A 14,263-nucleotide genomic window follows, 5' to 3' on the forward strand; every position below is an offset into this window, starting at 1 on the left:
GAACCTCCTGCCGCGTTATTTCAGCAGCTTATCCAGTTGATTGATGTCGTCGTTATTGTGCAAATGCGAAACCGTCCAGCCATTCTGATCGTATTCGGAGAGGCAGCGATCGACCATTGCCATCATCTTATCCATATTGCCGGAGCTCTGGGCCTGACGCAGGCACTGCAGACGAATTTCATCCTGGCTGCCCGAGTAGTTAATCTCGTACAGCTCATGGCGACCGCCGAACTCGCTGCCGATGGCATCCCACATCAATTTAAGAATTTTGATACGTTCAACATGGTCCATTCCGTTAGAGCCGCGTACGTATTTCGCCAGGTACTGGTCGATTTGCGGATTATTCAGATCGCGGGCGCTGGAAGGCAGGTAAATCAGGCCGCTGGTAACGTTACGTTCAATAATATTTTTAATTTTCGCGTAGGCCATTGGGGCCATCACACGATAGGTTTGCAGCGCGGCGTGGTCCGGTAGCCAGGCGCCGTTTACCCACGGGGTTGCTTCAGAACACATAGAATCGCTCAATGCCCAGAACATATTGCGCCAGGCCACGACTTCGCCGAGATCGGCCTGCACGCCACGGAACTCTACGGTACCCGTACATTCGAGCGATTTTTTCAGCAGCGCGGTAATGAAATCAAGTTTAACCGCCAGACGAACACAGGCTTGCAGTGGATACATACGGGCAAAGCCGCCTTCCATCGTCCAGCGACGGCAACGATCGAAATCACGGTAAATCAAGACGTTTTCCCACGGGATCAGCACCTTGTCCATCACCAGAATGGCATCGTTTTCATCAAAGCGGCTGGAGAGTGGATAATCAAACGGCGAGCCCGTCGCGCCCGCGACCATTTCATACGAGGCGCGCGAAATAAGTTTTACGCCTTCGGCATCCATTGGCGCGACAAACATCAGCGCAAAATCCGGGTTTTCGCCCATCACCTGGGCTGAGCCGAAACCAATCATGTTGTAGTGAGTCAGGGCAGAGTTAGTGGCGACGACTTTCGCCCCGCTGACAATAATCCCGGCGTCCGTCTCTTTCTCCAGCTTGATATAGACGTCTTTCACTTCGTCGGCAGGTTTGTGGCGGTCGATAGGCGGGTTGACGATAGCATGGTTAAAGTACAGGCCGGTCTCCTGAATACGGGTGTACCAGTTGCGGGCGTTCTGCTCAAACTGGCCGTAGAAGGCTGGGTTAGCGCCCAGAGCGCAGCCAAAGGCGGCTTTGTAATCCGGTGTGCGTCCCATCCAGCCGTAACTCAGGCGTGACCACTCGGCGATAGCATCACGCTGTTGGCGCAGATCGTCTGCGCTTTTCGCCACGCGGAAAAATTTATGCGTATAACCGCCGCTGCCGGTATCGGTATTCCAGCACAGGGTATCTTGCATCGACGGTTTATGTAATGCGTCATACAGTTGTGCGACAGAGGCTGCGGCATTGCGGAATGCCGGATGTGTCGTAACATCTTTAACGCGTTCGCCGTAAATATAAATTTCCCGCCCGTCCTGCAGGCTTTTTAAATACTCTTCGCCCGTTAACGGACGCTTGTTATCAGTACGAAAATCTTCAGGTTTCATTGCGGCCTCTTCCTCGTTAATCGGAATGTTTTGTTAATAATATGTTTCTTATTTGTTGTTTAATTGAATAGGCAGAAGCGTAAACTGTGAAGAGACTTTCAGGACAACGGCGGGTACTTTTCAGATGAACGTCGAAGAAGAAGAGTAAAATGCGATCGCCGTCAACGTTGTAAGCGGGAGGGGATTCCCGTGTCGGCGGCGTGGGAAGGAAAGAATACTATGCTTCCGCTTCGCTATCAGGATGCTGGCGTCCCAGGGCAATAAGATCGTCCAGCAGCAGCATCAATTGCTGTGTTTTTTCGGGCGTGAAATCGGCCTCAATTTTTCGATAAGCCTCTTCTACCTGGCTCCGGGCACGGGCGTACAACGTTTGTCCCTGCTCCGTCAACATGACATATAACTTACGCTGATCGTTAACCGGCTTGAGTCGTAACACCAGTCCGTCTCGCTCCATGCGCGTCAATATTCCGGTCAGACTTGGACGCAAAATGCAGGTACGAAAGGCCAGCTCGTGAAAATCCATAGAGGGGCTATCGGCCAGGATTCGCACAATGCGCCATTGCTGGTCGGTCAGATTGTGGCTTTTAACGATGGGGCGGAAATAGGTCATTGCCGCTTCGCGCGCCTGAAGCAAGGCGATGGTTAATGAATCATGCATAAGCGTTTCTCTTTTGCAGAATTATTAATACCTGAATAATCGTGTTTACCGATGTGAGCTATGACATCTGTTTTATGTCCAAAGTTTAACAGAAACAAGGGGTTTTATTTAACTCTTTGATATATATGTATTTGATAATAAATTTGTGAAAATATTGTTAATCACATCACAAATACTTTACTTCAGCTTGCTAAATGTACAGCGAAAGCATAAATCTAATCATTAATATATTAATGAAATCACAGCCCGTTAAATCGGCCTGAGGAGTTTATGTATGAAGGGTACTGTTTTCGCCGTTGCGTTAAACCATCGCAGCCAGCTTGATGCCTGGCAAGAGGCTTTCTCTCAGCCTCCCTATAATGCGCCGCCTAAAACCGCAGTGTGGTTCATCAAGCCGCGTAATACGGTGATTCGTCACGGCGAACCCATTCCTTATCCGCAGGGAGAAAAGGTACTGAGCGGCGCGACAGTGGCGCTCATTGTGGGGAAAACCGCCAGCCGGATACGCCCTGAAGCGGCGGCGGACTATATCGCCGGGTATGCGCTGGCTAACGAGGTCAGCCTGCCGGAAGAGAGCTTTTATCGCCCGGCGATTAAAGCGAAATGTCGCGATGGCTTTTGCCCTCTGGGTGAAATGGCGCCGCTGAGTGATGTGGATAACCTCACCATTATCACTGAAATCAACGGACGAGAAGCGGACCACTGGAATACTGCCGATTTACAGCGTAGCGCCGCACAGCTGCTTAGCGCGTTAAGTGAGTTCGCTACGCTTAACCCTGGCGATGCGATCTTATTTGGTACGCCGCAGAATCGCGTTGCGCTGCGTCCCGGCGATCGGGTGCGTATTCTGGCGAAAGGTTTACCCGCGCTGGAAAATCCGGTTGTCGCAGAAGATGAATTCGCCCGCCACCAGACGTTTACGTGGCCGCTGTCAGCGACGGGAACGTTATTTGCGCTGGGGTTGAACTACGCCGATCACGCCAGCGAGCTGGCATTTACGCCGCCGAAAGAGCCGCTGGTATTTATCAAAGCGCCAAACACCTTTACCGAACATCATCAAACGTCGGTGCGCCCGAACAACGTCGAATATATGCACTATGAAGCCGAACTGGTCGTGGTGATTGGCAAAACGGCGCGTAAGGTGAGCGAAGCCGAAGCCATGGAGTATGTGGCCGGTTACACCGTCTGTAACGACTACGCGATCCGCGACTATCTGGAAAACTACTACCGTCCGAATCTGCGGGTAAAAAGCCGCGACGGCCTGACGCCGATAGGCCCGTGGATTGTGGATAAAGAGGCGGTTTCTGATCCGCACAACCTGACGTTACGCACCTTTGTCAACGGTGAGCTGCGCCAGGAAGGGACGACCGCCGATCTGATCTTCAGCATTCCGTTCCTGATTTCTTATCTGAGCGAATTTATGACGTTGCAACCGGGCGACATGATTGCCACCGGTACGCCGAAAGGGCTGTCCGATGTGGTGCCGGGGGATGAAGTTGTCGTGGAAGTAGAAGGCGTGGGTCGCCTGGTTAACCGAATCGTCAGTGAGGAGAGCGCAAAATGAAGAAAATAAATCATTGGATTAACGGCAAAAATGTTGCAGGTAACGACTACTTCCAGACCACTAACCCGGCGACCGGTGACGTGCTGGCAGAAGTGGCCTCCGGCGGTGAAGCAGAAGTGAACCAGGCTGTCGCGGCGGCCAAAGAGGCGTTCCCGAAGTGGGCCAACCTGCCGATGAAAGAGCGCGCGCGCCTGATGCGCCGCCTTGGCGACCTGATTGACCAGCATGTGCCGGAAATCGCGGCGATGGAAACCGCCGACACCGGCCTGCCTATTCACCAGACTAAAAACGTGCTGATCCCGCGCGCCTCGCATAACTTCGAATTCTTCGCCGAAGTGTGCCAGCAGATGAACGGCAAGACCTATCCGGTTGACGATAAAATGCTCAATTATACGCTGGTGCAGCCCGTCGGCGTCTGCGCGCTGGTGTCGCCGTGGAACGTGCCGTTTATGACCGCGACCTGGAAAGTCGCGCCGTGCCTGGCGCTGGGTAACACGGCGGTGCTCAAAATGTCCGAGCTGTCGCCGCTGACTGCCGACAGGCTGGGCGAGCTGGCGCTGGAAGCAGGAATTCCGGCAGGGGTACTGAACGTGGTGCAGGGCTATGGCGCCACTGCTGGCGATGCGCTGGTACGCCACCATGACGTGCGTGCGGTGTCGTTTACCGGCGGTACCGCCACCGGTCGCAATATCATGAAAAATGCCGGCCTGAAAAAATACTCGATGGAGCTGGGCGGCAAATCGCCGGTGCTGATTTTTGAAGATGCCGACATTGAGCGCGCGCTGGACGCCGCGCTGTTCACCATCTTCTCGATCAACGGCGAACGCTGCACCGCCGGGTCGCGCATCTTTATCCAGCAGAGCATTTACCCTGAGTTCGTGAAGCGCTTTGCCGAACGCGCGAATCGCCTGCGTGTCGGCGATCCGACCGACCCGAACACTCAGGTCGGCGCGCTGATTAGCCAACAGCACTGGGAAAAAGTCTCCGGTTATATCCGCCTCGGCATTGAAGAGGGCGCAATGCTGCTGGCGGGCGGTGCGGAAAAACCCACTGACCTGCCTGCGCATCTGAAAGGCGGTAACTTCCTGCGCCCAACCGTGCTGGCCGATGTCGACAACCGTATGCGCGTTGCGCAGGAAGAGATCTTTGGGCCGGTCGCCTGCCTGCTGCCATTCAAAGACGAGGCGGAAGGGTTACGCCTGGCGAACGACGTGGAATACGGTCTGGCCTCTTATATCTGGACCCAGGACGTGAGCAAAGTGTTACGCCTGGCGCGTGGGATTGAAGCCGGCATGGTCTTCGTTAACACCCAGAACGTCCGCGACCTGCGCCAGCCGTTCGGCGGCGTGAAAGCCTCCGGTACCGGGCGCGAAGGCGGCGAATATAGCTTCGAAGTGTTTGCGGAAATGAAAAACGTCTGCATCTCAATGGGCGACCATCCTATCCCAAAATGGGGAGTTTGATATGGGCAAGTTAGCGTTAGCAGCAAAAATTACCCACGTGCCGTCGATGTATCTTTCTGAACTGCCGGGAAAAAATCACGGTTGTCGTCAGGCAGCCATTGATGGGCATATTGAAATTGGCAAGCGTTGCCGCGAAATGGGCGTTGACACCATTATCGTATTCGACACCCACTGGCTGGTGAATAGCGCTTACCACATTAATTGTGCCGACCATTTCCAGGGCGTCTATACCAGCAACGAATTGCCACACTTTATTCGCGACATGACCTATGACTATGACGGCAATCCGGAGCTCGGCCACCTGATCGCCGACGAGGCAGTCAAACTGGGCGTGCGCGCTAAAGCGCATAACATCCCAAGCCTGAAGCTGGAGTATGGTACGTTGGTGCCGATGCGCTACATGAACAGCGACAAGCACTTCAAAGTGGTCTCCATCTCGGCGTTCTGCACTGTGCATGATTTTGCCGACAGCCGCAGACTGGGCGAAGCCATTCTCAAGGCGATTGAGAAATATGACGGTACCGTAGCGGTATTCGCCAGTGGTTCTCTGTCGCACCGTTTTATTGATGACCAACGGGCGGAAGAGGGGATGAACAGCTACACCCGCGAGTTCGATCATCAGATGGACGAGCGCGTGGTCAAGCTGTGGCGCGAAGGCAAATTCAAGGAGTTTTGCACCATGTTGCCGGAGTACGCCGACTACTGCTACGGCGAAGGCAACATGCACGACACGGTCATGCTGCTGGGAATGCTGGGTTGGGACAAATACGACGGCAAGGTGGAGTTCATCACCGATCTGTTCGCCAGCTCCGGTACTGGCCAGGTGAACGCTGTTTTCCCGCTGCCTGCGTAAGGGGTGTTTATGCCGCACTTTATTGCTGAATGTACTGAAAATATTCGCGAGCAGGCTGATTTACCAAGCCTGTTCAGCAAAGTAAACGAGGCGCTGGCCGCCAGCGGGATTTTCCCCATCGGCGGTATCCGCAGTCGCGCCCACTGGCTGGATACCTGGCAGATGGCTGACGGTAAGCATGATTACGCGTTTGTGCATATGACGCTGAAAATCGGTGCCGGGCGCAGCCTGGAGAGCCGTCAGGAAGTTGGCGAAATGCTGTTTGGGCTGATTAAAGCCCACTTCGCCGACCTGATGGAGAACCGCTATCTGGCGCTGTCGTTTGAGATTGCCGAGCTACATCCGACGCTCAATTACAAACAAAACAACGTACACGCGTTATTTAAATAGCACACTGTTTCGCCCGGTGGCGCTGCGCTGACCGGGCCTACAAAAAAACGATGCACGAAGCAATACCGAACCGTAGGCCGGGTAAGACGCACCCGCGTCGCCACCCGGCGCAGCAGCACCGCATGACGTAACAGGAAGCAACTATGCTCGATAAACAGACCCATACCCTGATCGCCCAGCGACTTAATCAGGCTGAAAAACAGCGTGAACAGATTCGCGCAGTGTCGCTGGATTATCCCAACATCACTATTGAAGATGCCTATGCCGTACAGCGCGAATGGGTCAATATCAAAATTGCCGAAGGGCGCACGCTCAAAGGCCACAAAATCGGCCTGACCTCAAAAGCGATGCAGGCCAGCTCGCAAATCAGCGAACCGGATTACGGCGCGCTGCTTGACGATATGTTCTTCCATGACGGCGGCGATATCCCCACCGACCGTTTTATCGTCCCGCGTATTGAAGTGGAGCTGGCGTTCGTGCTGGCGAAACCGCTGCGCGGCCCTCACTGCACGCTGTTCGACGTCTACAATGCCACGGATTATGTGATTCCGGCGCTGGAACTGATTGACGCCCGCAGCCACAACATCGACCCGGAAACCCAGCGCCCGCGCAAAGTGTTCGACACCATTTCCGACAACGCCGCCAACGCCGGGGTGATCCTCGGTGGTCGTCCCATCAAACCAGACGAGCTGGATCTGCGCTGGATCTCCGCGCTGCTCTATCGCAACGGCGTGATCGAAGAAACCGGCGTCGCCGCAGGTGTGCTGAATCATCCGGCCAACGGCGTGGCGTGGCTGGCGAACAAGCTTGCCCCCTACGATGTCCAGCTTGAAGCCGGGCAGATCATCCTCGGCGGCTCGTTCACCCGCCCGGTGCCGGCGCGCAAGGGCGACACTTTCCATGTCGATTACGGCAACATGGGCGCGATCAGTTGCCGGTTTGTGTAAGGAAAAAACGATGAAAAATGCTTTCAAAGACGCGTTAAAAGTGGGGCGTCCGCAAATCGGTTTGTGGCTGGGGCTTGCCAACAGTTACAGCGCTGAACTGTTAGCGGGCGCCGGCTTCGACTGGCTACTGATTGACGGTGAACACGCGCCAAACAATGTGCAGACGGTGTTGACCCAGTTGCAGGCGATTGCGCCTTATCCCAGCCAGCCGGTGGTGCGTCCGTCATGGAACGATCCGGTACAGATTAAGCAACTGCTCGACGTCGGCGCGCAAACGCTGCTGATACCGATGGTGCAGAATGCCGATGAAGCGCGAAACGCCGTGGCGGCTACGCGTTATCCGCCTGCCGGTATTCGCGGCGTGGGCAGCGCGCTGGCGCGGGCATCGCGCTGGAATCGCATTCCGGACTATCTCCACCAGGCCAACGACGCCATGTGCGTACTGGTGCAGATTGAAACGCGTGAGGCGATGAGCAATCTGGCGTCAATTCTCGACGTGGATGGCATTGATGGCGTGTTTATTGGCCCGGCGGATCTCAGCGCCGATATGGGCTTTGCCGGCAATCCGCAGCACCCGGAAGTGCAGGCGGCGATTGAGAACGCCATCGTGCAGATACGCGCGGCGGGGAAAGCGCCGGGGATTCTGATGGCCAATGAAGCACTGGCGAAACGTTATCTGGAACTGGGGGCGCTATTTGTCGCCGTCGGCGTTGACACCACGCTGCTGGCGCGCGGCGCGGAGGCGCTGGCGGCGCGCTTTGGCGCAGAAAAAAAGCTGTCCGGTGCGTCCGGCGTCTATTAAGCCTGGCCCGGTAAGCGCAGCGCTACCGGGCAACCGTAGTACCCTACAAAAATTCCCATCAGAGGAAAAAAAATGAGCGACACATCATCTGCACTTCCGGAAAGCCCCGAGTCTGTCCGTTCGCACAACGCGCTCAGCACGGGTCAACAAACCGTCATAAATAAACTGTTCCGCCGACTGATCGTATTTTTATTCGTGTTGTTTATCTTCTCGTTTTTAGACCGTATCAACATCGGTTTTGCCGGGTTGACGATGGGGCAGGATCTGGGGTTAAGCGCCACCATGTTTGGCCTTGCCACGACGCTGTTTTACGCCACCTACGTCATTTTCGGCATTCCCAGCAACGTGATGTTGAGCATCGTCGGCGCCCGCCGCTGGATTGCGACCATTATGGTGCTATGGGGCATTGCATCTACCGCTACGATGTTCGCGGTGGGACCGAAAAGCCTGTATGTGCTGCGAATGCTGGTGGGCATTACCGAAGCGGGCTTTTTGCCAGGAATATTGCTCTATTTAACTTACTGGTTTCCGGCGTTTTTCCGCGCCCGCGCCAACGCATTATTTATGATTGCTATGCCGGCCACTACCGCGTTGGGGTCGATTGTCTCCGGCTATATTTTATCGCTGGACGGCATATTCAATCTGCATGGATGGCAGTGGTTATTCCTGCTGGAGGGATTTCCGTCAGTTTTGTTAGGCATTATGGTCTGGTTTTACCTGGATGATACCCCGGCAAAAGCCAAATGGCTGACGGCAGAGGATAAAAAATGTTTGCAGGAGATGATGGATAATGACCGCCTGACGCTGGTTCAGCCGGAGGGGGCCATCAGCCATAACGCCATGCAGCAGCGTAGTCTGTGGCGCGAAGTATTCACGCCAATTGTACTGATGTATACGCTGGCCTATTTTTGCCTTACCAATACGCTTAGCGCCATTAGTATCTGGACGCCGCAAATCCTGAAAAGTTTTAATGAAGGCAGCAGCAATATCACCATCGGCCTGCTGGCGGCGATCCCGCAGATTTGTACTATTCTGGGCATGATTTACTGGAGCCGCCATTCGGACAAACATCAGGAGCGTAAACATCACACGGCGTTGCCATTTCTGTTTGCCGCCGCGGGCTGGCTGCTGGCGTCGGCGACCGACCATAACCTGATCCAGCTCTTGGGGATCGTGATGGCATCCACGGGTTCCTTTAGCGCGATGGCGATCTTCTGGACCACGCCGGATCAGTCGATCAGTTTACGCGCCAGGGCGATAGGCATTGCGGTCATCAATGCCACCGGCAATATTGGCTCCGCGCTCAGCCCGTTTATGATTGGCTGGCTAAAAGATATCACCGGTAGCTTCAATAGCGGACTCTGGTTTGTCGCTTCTCTGTTAGTCGTCGGCGCCGCCATTATCTGGCTTATTCCCATGAAAGCATCGCGTCCGCGCGCCACCCCTTGAGGAGAAACTATGTGCCAACGTGCGATCGCCAATATTGATATCAGCAAAGAGTATGACGAAAGCATGGGCAGTAACGATGTGCATTATCAGTCGTTTGCTCGTATGGCGGATTTCTTTGGTCGTGATATGCAGGCGCATCGCCACGACCAGTTTTTTCAAATGCACTTTCTTGATACCGGGCAGATTGAGCTACAGCTCGACGATCATCGCTATTCGGTGCAGGCACCGCTATTTGTGCTTACGCCGCCCTCGGTGCCGCATGCTTTTATTACCGAATCGGATAGCGATGGCCATGTTCTGACGGTACGCGAAGAGCTGGTTTGGCCGCTGCTGGAAGTGCTTTATCCCGGCACCAGAGAGGCCTTCGGCTTGCCGGGGATCTGTCTGTCGCTGGCGGATAAACCCAACGAGCTGGCGGCGCTCAAACATTACTGGCAGCTAATTGAGCGGGAGTCCACGGAACAACTGGCTGGCTGCGAACATACCCTGGTGCTACTGGCGCAGGCGGTATTTACCTTGCTGTTGCGTAATGCGAAGCTGGACGATCACGCCGCAACCGGGATGCGCGGTGAACTGAAACTTTTTCAGCGCTTTACCCTGTTAATTGACAACCACTTCCATCAGCACTGGACGGTGCCCGATTATGCCTGCGAGTTGCATATTACCGAATCTCGTTTGACCGATATTTGCCGACGTTTTGCTAATCGCCCGCCTAAACGCCTGATTTTTGATCGGCAATTACGCGAGGCGAAACGACTGCTGCTTTTTTCCGACAATGCTGTCAACGAGATCGCTTGGCAATTAGGTTTTAAAGATCCGGCTTATTTCGCCCGTTTCTTTAACCGCCTTGCTGGCTGTTCTCCTTCGCAGTTTCGCCAACGTGAAGTTCCCTCTTTTCTCAACTAAGAAGAGTAAAAACATGATGAAAAAAAGCGTCGCTATGCTGGCGGTTTGTATGCTGGCGCAAAGCCACCTTGCTATTGCTGCTGGTGCTCCTGCGCCTCAAGAGATCAACATTGTTTTACTGGGCACCAAAGGCGGGCCTTCTTTGCTCAATACAGCCAGACTACCGCAAGCGACGGCGCTCACTATCGGCGATAAAATATGGCTGATAGATGCCGGCTACGGCGCCAGTCTGCAACTGGTGAAAAACGGCATTCCACTGCGCAACATCAATACTATTTTGCTCACCCATCTGCACAGCGACCACATACTGGATTATCCTTCCTTGCTGATGAATGCCTGGGCAAGTGGTCTGAAAGACCATACCATACAGGTGTATGGCCCGCCGGGAACCCAGGCGATGACGAAGGCTAGCTGGAAGGTCTTTGACAGGGATATCACGCTACGCATGGAAGAAGAGGGGAAACCCGATCCGCGCAACCTGGTTAAGGCGACCGATATTAGCCAGGGCGTCATCTATAAAGATGAACTGGTTACAATAAGCGCGCTGAAAGTGCCTCATTCCCCTTTCCCGGACGGTGAAGCGTTTGCTTACCGTTTTGATACCCAGGGTAAGCGAATCGTCTTCTCTGGCGATACGTCCTGGTTTCCGCCGCTTGCAACGTTTGCCCAAGGGGCGGATATCCTGGTACATGAGGCGGTACATGTCCCTTCGGTAGCAAAACTGGCTAATAGTATTGGCAACGGAAAAACGCTGGCTGAAGCGATTGCGTCGCATCACACCACGATTGAAGATGTCGGTAAGATTGCTCGCGAGGCCCACGTGAAAAAACTGGTGTTAAGTCATCTGGTGCCTGCGACGGTTGCGGATGACGTCTGGCAACAGGAAGCCATGAAAAATTACCCGGGCCCTGTCATTGTCGGTCATGACAATATGACGATAAGCGTACCGTAAGTATCAGGGCAGGGGTAAACCCACGGGCTGACATGATGTCAGCCCGTTATGCTTTTGGCGATCAGCATGACGCGCAGAGCTTTTGTCTAAAACATTATTTTTTCTAAACACTACTTGCTGATTTTTATGCACAATAAAGGTAAGATGATTGCTCTGGTGAAATATTACTAAATAAGAATGTCACGGATGGAATTTATACAGTGTTAAAAGCAATGCGTTTCTTTGTCTGCCGGCCATCAGTAATATCCTCTGTACCGGCTCCTCGTTGCCAAAGTGAAGGTTAGATTAAACGAATCAAAAAATATCCGAACTGTACAATTTTTATATCAAACATATTTAACTGCAAAATACTGCAAACGTGCGCGAATACACTTAATCAGTAGTATGGCTAATGCATACTTTATTTCCTAAACTTTCTTATTATCTATTTGAATATTTCTGGTTAAACCAAATGGACAAACGGATACCAGACACTCGAAAGGATAACTGCAGGCTTCTGGTTTAGGATTGCAGTTACCAGGACAGTGGCTATTTTCTTTAAGCGATTTCCATAGAGCAGGATTAAACCTGGTAACGTTGTAAACAGTAACGGGATAAAGTTTATCGTTTATTAAGACCCCCTTATTAAAGGGGATGATAATGCTACCTGGAGGCATGTAAACATCTGCCTGATACCATAAGGTCAATCTAAGATTTTTTAGGCTATGTATGCATGAGAACGATACTCCGGTAGAGGGACTTATAACTGTATCAACGACCTTCCATTCCATTACAGAAACCTTTTAAGTGAAATAGTCAATGGTGTAAATTACATTTTCCGCAAGCCTATTCAGGATAGATGAAAATCTGAGAAACATAACTCGTTGAAAACGATCGTTTTTTATTGACCACTCTATTTATATTGATTTTTTAATAAGTTATTTATTTTATGCTCTTATTTTGTTTACATTCTATTACATTTTTGTATTTTATACGTGGTGTAAATATTGGGCGGCAGTGGATGTTATAACGCTCAATTATTAAACTGTAAGTGACTGTTGTATTTCTTATTTATAAATACTGCAACCTGTAAGCGCAGCGGTTCATTTTACCCGGCATTGACAGGGAGAAGGTACGTATCAACCAGAGAGTACAAAACAGTGAAAGAATATATTCTTCAGGCAATAAATGATCGCTAACGTGTAAAAATAACCGACGTATCTAAAAAATGTGAACTTGTGGCTGGTCTTTATTTAAACGATGATCTTCGCAATGGCGCATTAATGGCTGACATTGGCGGTTCGTTGATCGGGTTGTGCGCGGTGAAAGGCTATATTTCTTCCGTTGGGGGAAGTATGTCAGAGGCATTCTGGTATTATACCGGGTGCATGTAAATCCGGGGTGGGCAGAAAGCCCACCCTCGGTTTATTGCCTTTATCGTGGATTAGGGATGCGAGATAAAGCGAGAAAGGCGTTGCAGCAGTAACCGGTTTTCTTCGCGCAGCCGTGAATTCTCTTCCAGCAGCGTTAACGCGACCGCGATCCCAGGCCAGTCGAGCGCCAGCTCCTCGCGTAAGCGTAGCGCGCGTTGTACCACGCTCGCTGCGCGATCGTCGAATTGCCAGTCGGCGTTATCGTCTTCGTAAGGCTCAATTACCCCAAGTCCGACGATTTCGTTTAGCTCCTCTTCCGTCACGCCGGTGTGCAAACAAAATTCGGTGATGGTAAAGGTGACAGTGATGTTAGCCATTATGCTTTCCCCCATTGCTGGCGTGGGTCAAAGGACGACTGCGCGTCCGCCAGTTGTTGCCACAGGGCAGCTGTTTTCTCGTCAGGTTTCGGCGGCATAACGATTTTGATGATGGCATAGAGATCGCCAGTGTGCTTTTTACTGGCTAATCCTTTTCCTTTGATACGCAGCCGCTGACCTGCCTGGCTGCCGGGGGGAATGGTCAGCAAAATACGCTCTTTAAGCGTTGGCACAGACACCTTCGCGCCGAGCGCCGCCTCCCATGGGGCAAGCGGAAGGACGACTTCCAGATCCTGATTGACGATATCAAAGAGCGGATGCGGGGCAATATGGATAACGAGCCATAAATCGCCATTAGGTCCGCCGTTTTCCCCCGGCGTGCCCTGGCCTTTCAGTCTGATTCGTTGCCCGTTGCTGACGCCAGCCGGGATTTTCACATTCAATGTTTTGGGAATTTCCCGCTCCACCAGACCGAACGCGTTATAAACGGGGACGGAATAGCTAATCGTACGCTGGTGCTCTTCCAGCGTTTCTTCCAGGAATACCGCCACTTCAATTTCGATATCATGACCGCGTGCGGCGTGGCGGTGGTGCGAATGGCGACCGTGCTGACCAAAAATAGACGAGAAAATATCATCAAAATCTTCGGCGTTATACGGTTGGCCTTCGTGTTGCTGGAACTGGCGATTAAATTGTGGATCGTTACGGTGTTGCCATAACTGGTCATACTCGGCGCGCCGTTGCTCATCACTCAGCACTTCCCATGCTTCAGCAACCTCTTTGAAACGGGCTTCGGCATCGGGTTCTTTGCTGACATCTGGATGGTACTTGCGGGCCAGTCGGCGATAGGCGGTCTTAATCGTCTTGAGATCGTCCGTCGGTTTCACGCCCATAATGGCGTAATAATCCTTAAGTTCCATAGCATCATCTCGCTAAATCAATACATACAGAAGGGACCCCAAAAAGGTTTCT

At 52.6% G+C, this 14,263-nt stretch carries 14 protein-coding genes; 9 read left to right on the forward strand and 5 right to left on the reverse strand.

Features of this window, described 5'->3' with window-relative positions; all coding sequences use genetic code 11:
• Window positions 1-15: 15 nt before the first annotated feature.
• Window positions 16-1,578 (reverse strand): 4-hydroxyphenylacetate 3-monooxygenase, oxygenase component, encoded by a 1,563-nt coding sequence (gene hpaB, locus NAZ64_RS20615; RefSeq protein ID WP_000801496.1) that lies wholly within the window; start codon window positions 1,576-1,578, stop codon window positions 16-18.
• A gap of 217 nt (window positions 1,579-1,795) precedes the next feature.
• On the reverse strand, window positions 1,796-2,236 hold the full coding sequence (hpaR, locus tag NAZ64_RS20620) for a homoprotocatechuate degradation operon regulator HpaR (protein ID WP_000543922.1): 441 nt from the start codon (window positions 2,234-2,236) through the stop codon (window positions 1,796-1,798).
• Window positions 2,237-2,510: 274 nt separating this feature from the next.
• On the opposite strand from hpaR, the gene hpaG reads away from it, so the two are divergent.
• From hpaG to NAZ64_RS20665, 9 genes are all read left to right on the forward strand, one after another.
• On the forward strand, window positions 2,511-3,800 hold the full coding sequence (gene hpaG, locus NAZ64_RS20625) for a 4-hydroxyphenylacetate degradation bifunctional isomerase/decarboxylase (RefSeq protein ID WP_220569275.1): 1,290 nt from the start codon (window positions 2,511-2,513) through the stop codon (window positions 3,798-3,800).
• Window positions 3,797-5,263: a 5-carboxymethyl-2-hydroxymuconate semialdehyde dehydrogenase gene (gene hpaE, locus NAZ64_RS20630; protein ID WP_000723522.1), complete on the forward strand. Its 1,467-nt coding sequence runs from the start codon at window positions 3,797-3,799 to the stop codon at window positions 5,261-5,263. The genes hpaG and hpaE overlap by 4 nt, the downstream gene beginning before the upstream one ends.
• A 1-nt stretch (window position 5,264) precedes the next feature.
• Window positions 5,265-6,116 carry a 3,4-dihydroxyphenylacetate 2,3-dioxygenase gene (hpaD, locus tag NAZ64_RS20635; RefSeq protein ID WP_000516978.1) on the forward strand — a complete coding sequence of 284 codons (852 nt, stop codon included), beginning with the start codon at window positions 5,265-5,267 and terminating at the stop codon, window positions 6,114-6,116.
• Between the two features lie 9 nt (window positions 6,117-6,125).
• On the forward strand, window positions 6,126-6,506 hold the full coding sequence (locus tag NAZ64_RS20640; RefSeq protein WP_001119857.1) for a 5-carboxymethyl-2-hydroxymuconate Delta-isomerase: 381 nt from the start codon (window positions 6,126-6,128) through the stop codon (window positions 6,504-6,506).
• Window positions 6,507-6,649: 143 nt separating this feature from the next.
• Window positions 6,650-7,453 (forward strand): 2-oxo-hept-4-ene-1,7-dioate hydratase, encoded by an 804-nt coding sequence (hpaH, locus tag NAZ64_RS20645; protein WP_000884795.1) that lies wholly within the window; start codon window positions 6,650-6,652, stop codon window positions 7,451-7,453.
• A 10-nt stretch (window positions 7,454-7,463) separates the two neighbouring features.
• Window positions 7,464-8,255, forward strand: a complete 792-nt coding sequence (hpaI, locus tag NAZ64_RS20650) for a 4-hydroxy-2-oxoheptanedioate aldolase (protein ID WP_023232797.1) — start codon at window positions 7,464-7,466, stop codon at window positions 8,253-8,255.
• A gap of 72 nt (window positions 8,256-8,327) precedes the next feature.
• Window positions 8,328-9,704 carry a 4-hydroxyphenylacetate permease gene (gene hpaX, locus NAZ64_RS20655; protein ID WP_001285795.1) on the forward strand — a complete coding sequence of 459 codons (1,377 nt, stop codon included), beginning with the start codon at window positions 8,328-8,330 and terminating at the stop codon, window positions 9,702-9,704.
• Between the two features lie 9 nt (window positions 9,705-9,713).
• On the forward strand, window positions 9,714-10,610 hold the full coding sequence (gene hpaA, locus NAZ64_RS20660; RefSeq protein WP_000336602.1) for a 4-hydroxyphenylacetate catabolism regulatory protein HpaA: 897 nt from the start codon (window positions 9,714-9,716) through the stop codon (window positions 10,608-10,610).
• A 13-nt stretch (window positions 10,611-10,623) separates the two neighbouring features.
• A complete protein-coding gene (locus NAZ64_RS20665; protein WP_000976558.1) occupies window positions 10,624-11,562 on the forward strand; it encodes an MBL fold metallo-hydrolase in 939 nt (312 codons plus the stop codon).
• Window positions 11,563-11,969: 407 nt separating this feature from the next.
• On the opposite strand, the gene NAZ64_RS20670 is transcribed toward NAZ64_RS20665, so the two are convergent.
• The 3 genes from NAZ64_RS20670 to cbpA form a co-directional block, all read right to left on the reverse strand.
• Window positions 11,970-12,332, reverse strand: coding sequence for an anti-adapter protein IraM (locus tag NAZ64_RS20670; RefSeq protein WP_001542612.1), 363 nt, complete (start codon window positions 12,330-12,332; stop codon window positions 11,970-11,972).
• Between the two features lie 653 nt (window positions 12,333-12,985).
• The gene (gene cbpM / locus NAZ64_RS20675) at window positions 12,986-13,291 is read right to left on the reverse strand and encodes a chaperone modulator CbpM (protein ID WP_001284251.1); all 306 of its coding nucleotides are present in this window, start codon (window positions 13,289-13,291) and stop codon (window positions 12,986-12,988) included.
• On the reverse strand, window positions 13,291-14,211 hold the full coding sequence (gene cbpA, locus NAZ64_RS20680) for a curved DNA-binding protein (protein WP_000420603.1): 921 nt from the start codon (window positions 14,209-14,211) through the stop codon (window positions 13,291-13,293). The genes cbpM and cbpA overlap by 1 nt, the downstream gene beginning before the upstream one ends.
• Window positions 14,212-14,263: the final 52 nt, after the last annotated feature.

The organism is Salmonella sp. A1325, assembly GCF_056991255.1.

What these genes read in the sequence shown, in the direction of transcription:
- hpaH (WP_000884795.1), top strand. Translation starts at nt 6,650, where the DNA reads ATGCTCGATAAACAGACCCATACCCTGATCGCCCAGCGACTTAATCAG.
- hpaA (WP_000336602.1), top strand. Translation starts at nt 9,714, where the DNA reads ATGTGCCAACGTGCGATCGCCAATATTGATATCAGCAAAGAGTATGAC.
- cbpM (WP_001284251.1), bottom strand. Translation starts at nt 13,291, where the DNA reads ATGGCTAACATCACTGTCACCTTTACCATCACCGAATTTTGTTTGCAC.
- NAZ64_RS20640 (WP_001119857.1), top strand. Translation starts at nt 6,126, where the DNA reads ATGCCGCACTTTATTGCTGAATGTACTGAAAATATTCGCGAGCAGGCT.
- hpaE (WP_000723522.1), top strand. Translation starts at nt 3,797, where the DNA reads ATGAAGAAAATAAATCATTGGATTAACGGCAAAAATGTTGCAGGTAAC.
- hpaR (WP_000543922.1), bottom strand. Translation starts at nt 2,236, where the DNA reads ATGCATGATTCATTAACCATCGCCTTGCTTCAGGCGCGCGAAGCGGCA.
- hpaI (WP_023232797.1), top strand. Translation starts at nt 7,464, where the DNA reads ATGAAAAATGCTTTCAAAGACGCGTTAAAAGTGGGGCGTCCGCAAATC.
- hpaG (WP_220569275.1), top strand. Translation starts at nt 2,511, where the DNA reads ATGAAGGGTACTGTTTTCGCCGTTGCGTTAAACCATCGCAGCCAGCTT.
- NAZ64_RS20665 (WP_000976558.1), top strand. Translation starts at nt 10,624, where the DNA reads ATGATGAAAAAAAGCGTCGCTATGCTGGCGGTTTGTATGCTGGCGCAA.
- hpaX (WP_001285795.1), top strand. Translation starts at nt 8,328, where the DNA reads ATGAGCGACACATCATCTGCACTTCCGGAAAGCCCCGAGTCTGTCCGT.
- hpaB (WP_000801496.1), bottom strand. Translation starts at nt 1,578, where the DNA reads ATGAAACCTGAAGATTTTCGTACTGATAACAAGCGTCCGTTAACGGGC.
- hpaD (WP_000516978.1), top strand. Translation starts at nt 5,265, where the DNA reads ATGGGCAAGTTAGCGTTAGCAGCAAAAATTACCCACGTGCCGTCGATG.
- NAZ64_RS20670 (WP_001542612.1), bottom strand. Translation starts at nt 12,332, where the DNA reads ATGGAATGGAAGGTCGTTGATACAGTTATAAGTCCCTCTACCGGAGTA.
- cbpA (WP_000420603.1), bottom strand. Translation starts at nt 14,211, where the DNA reads ATGGAACTTAAGGATTATTACGCCATTATGGGCGTGAAACCGACGGAC.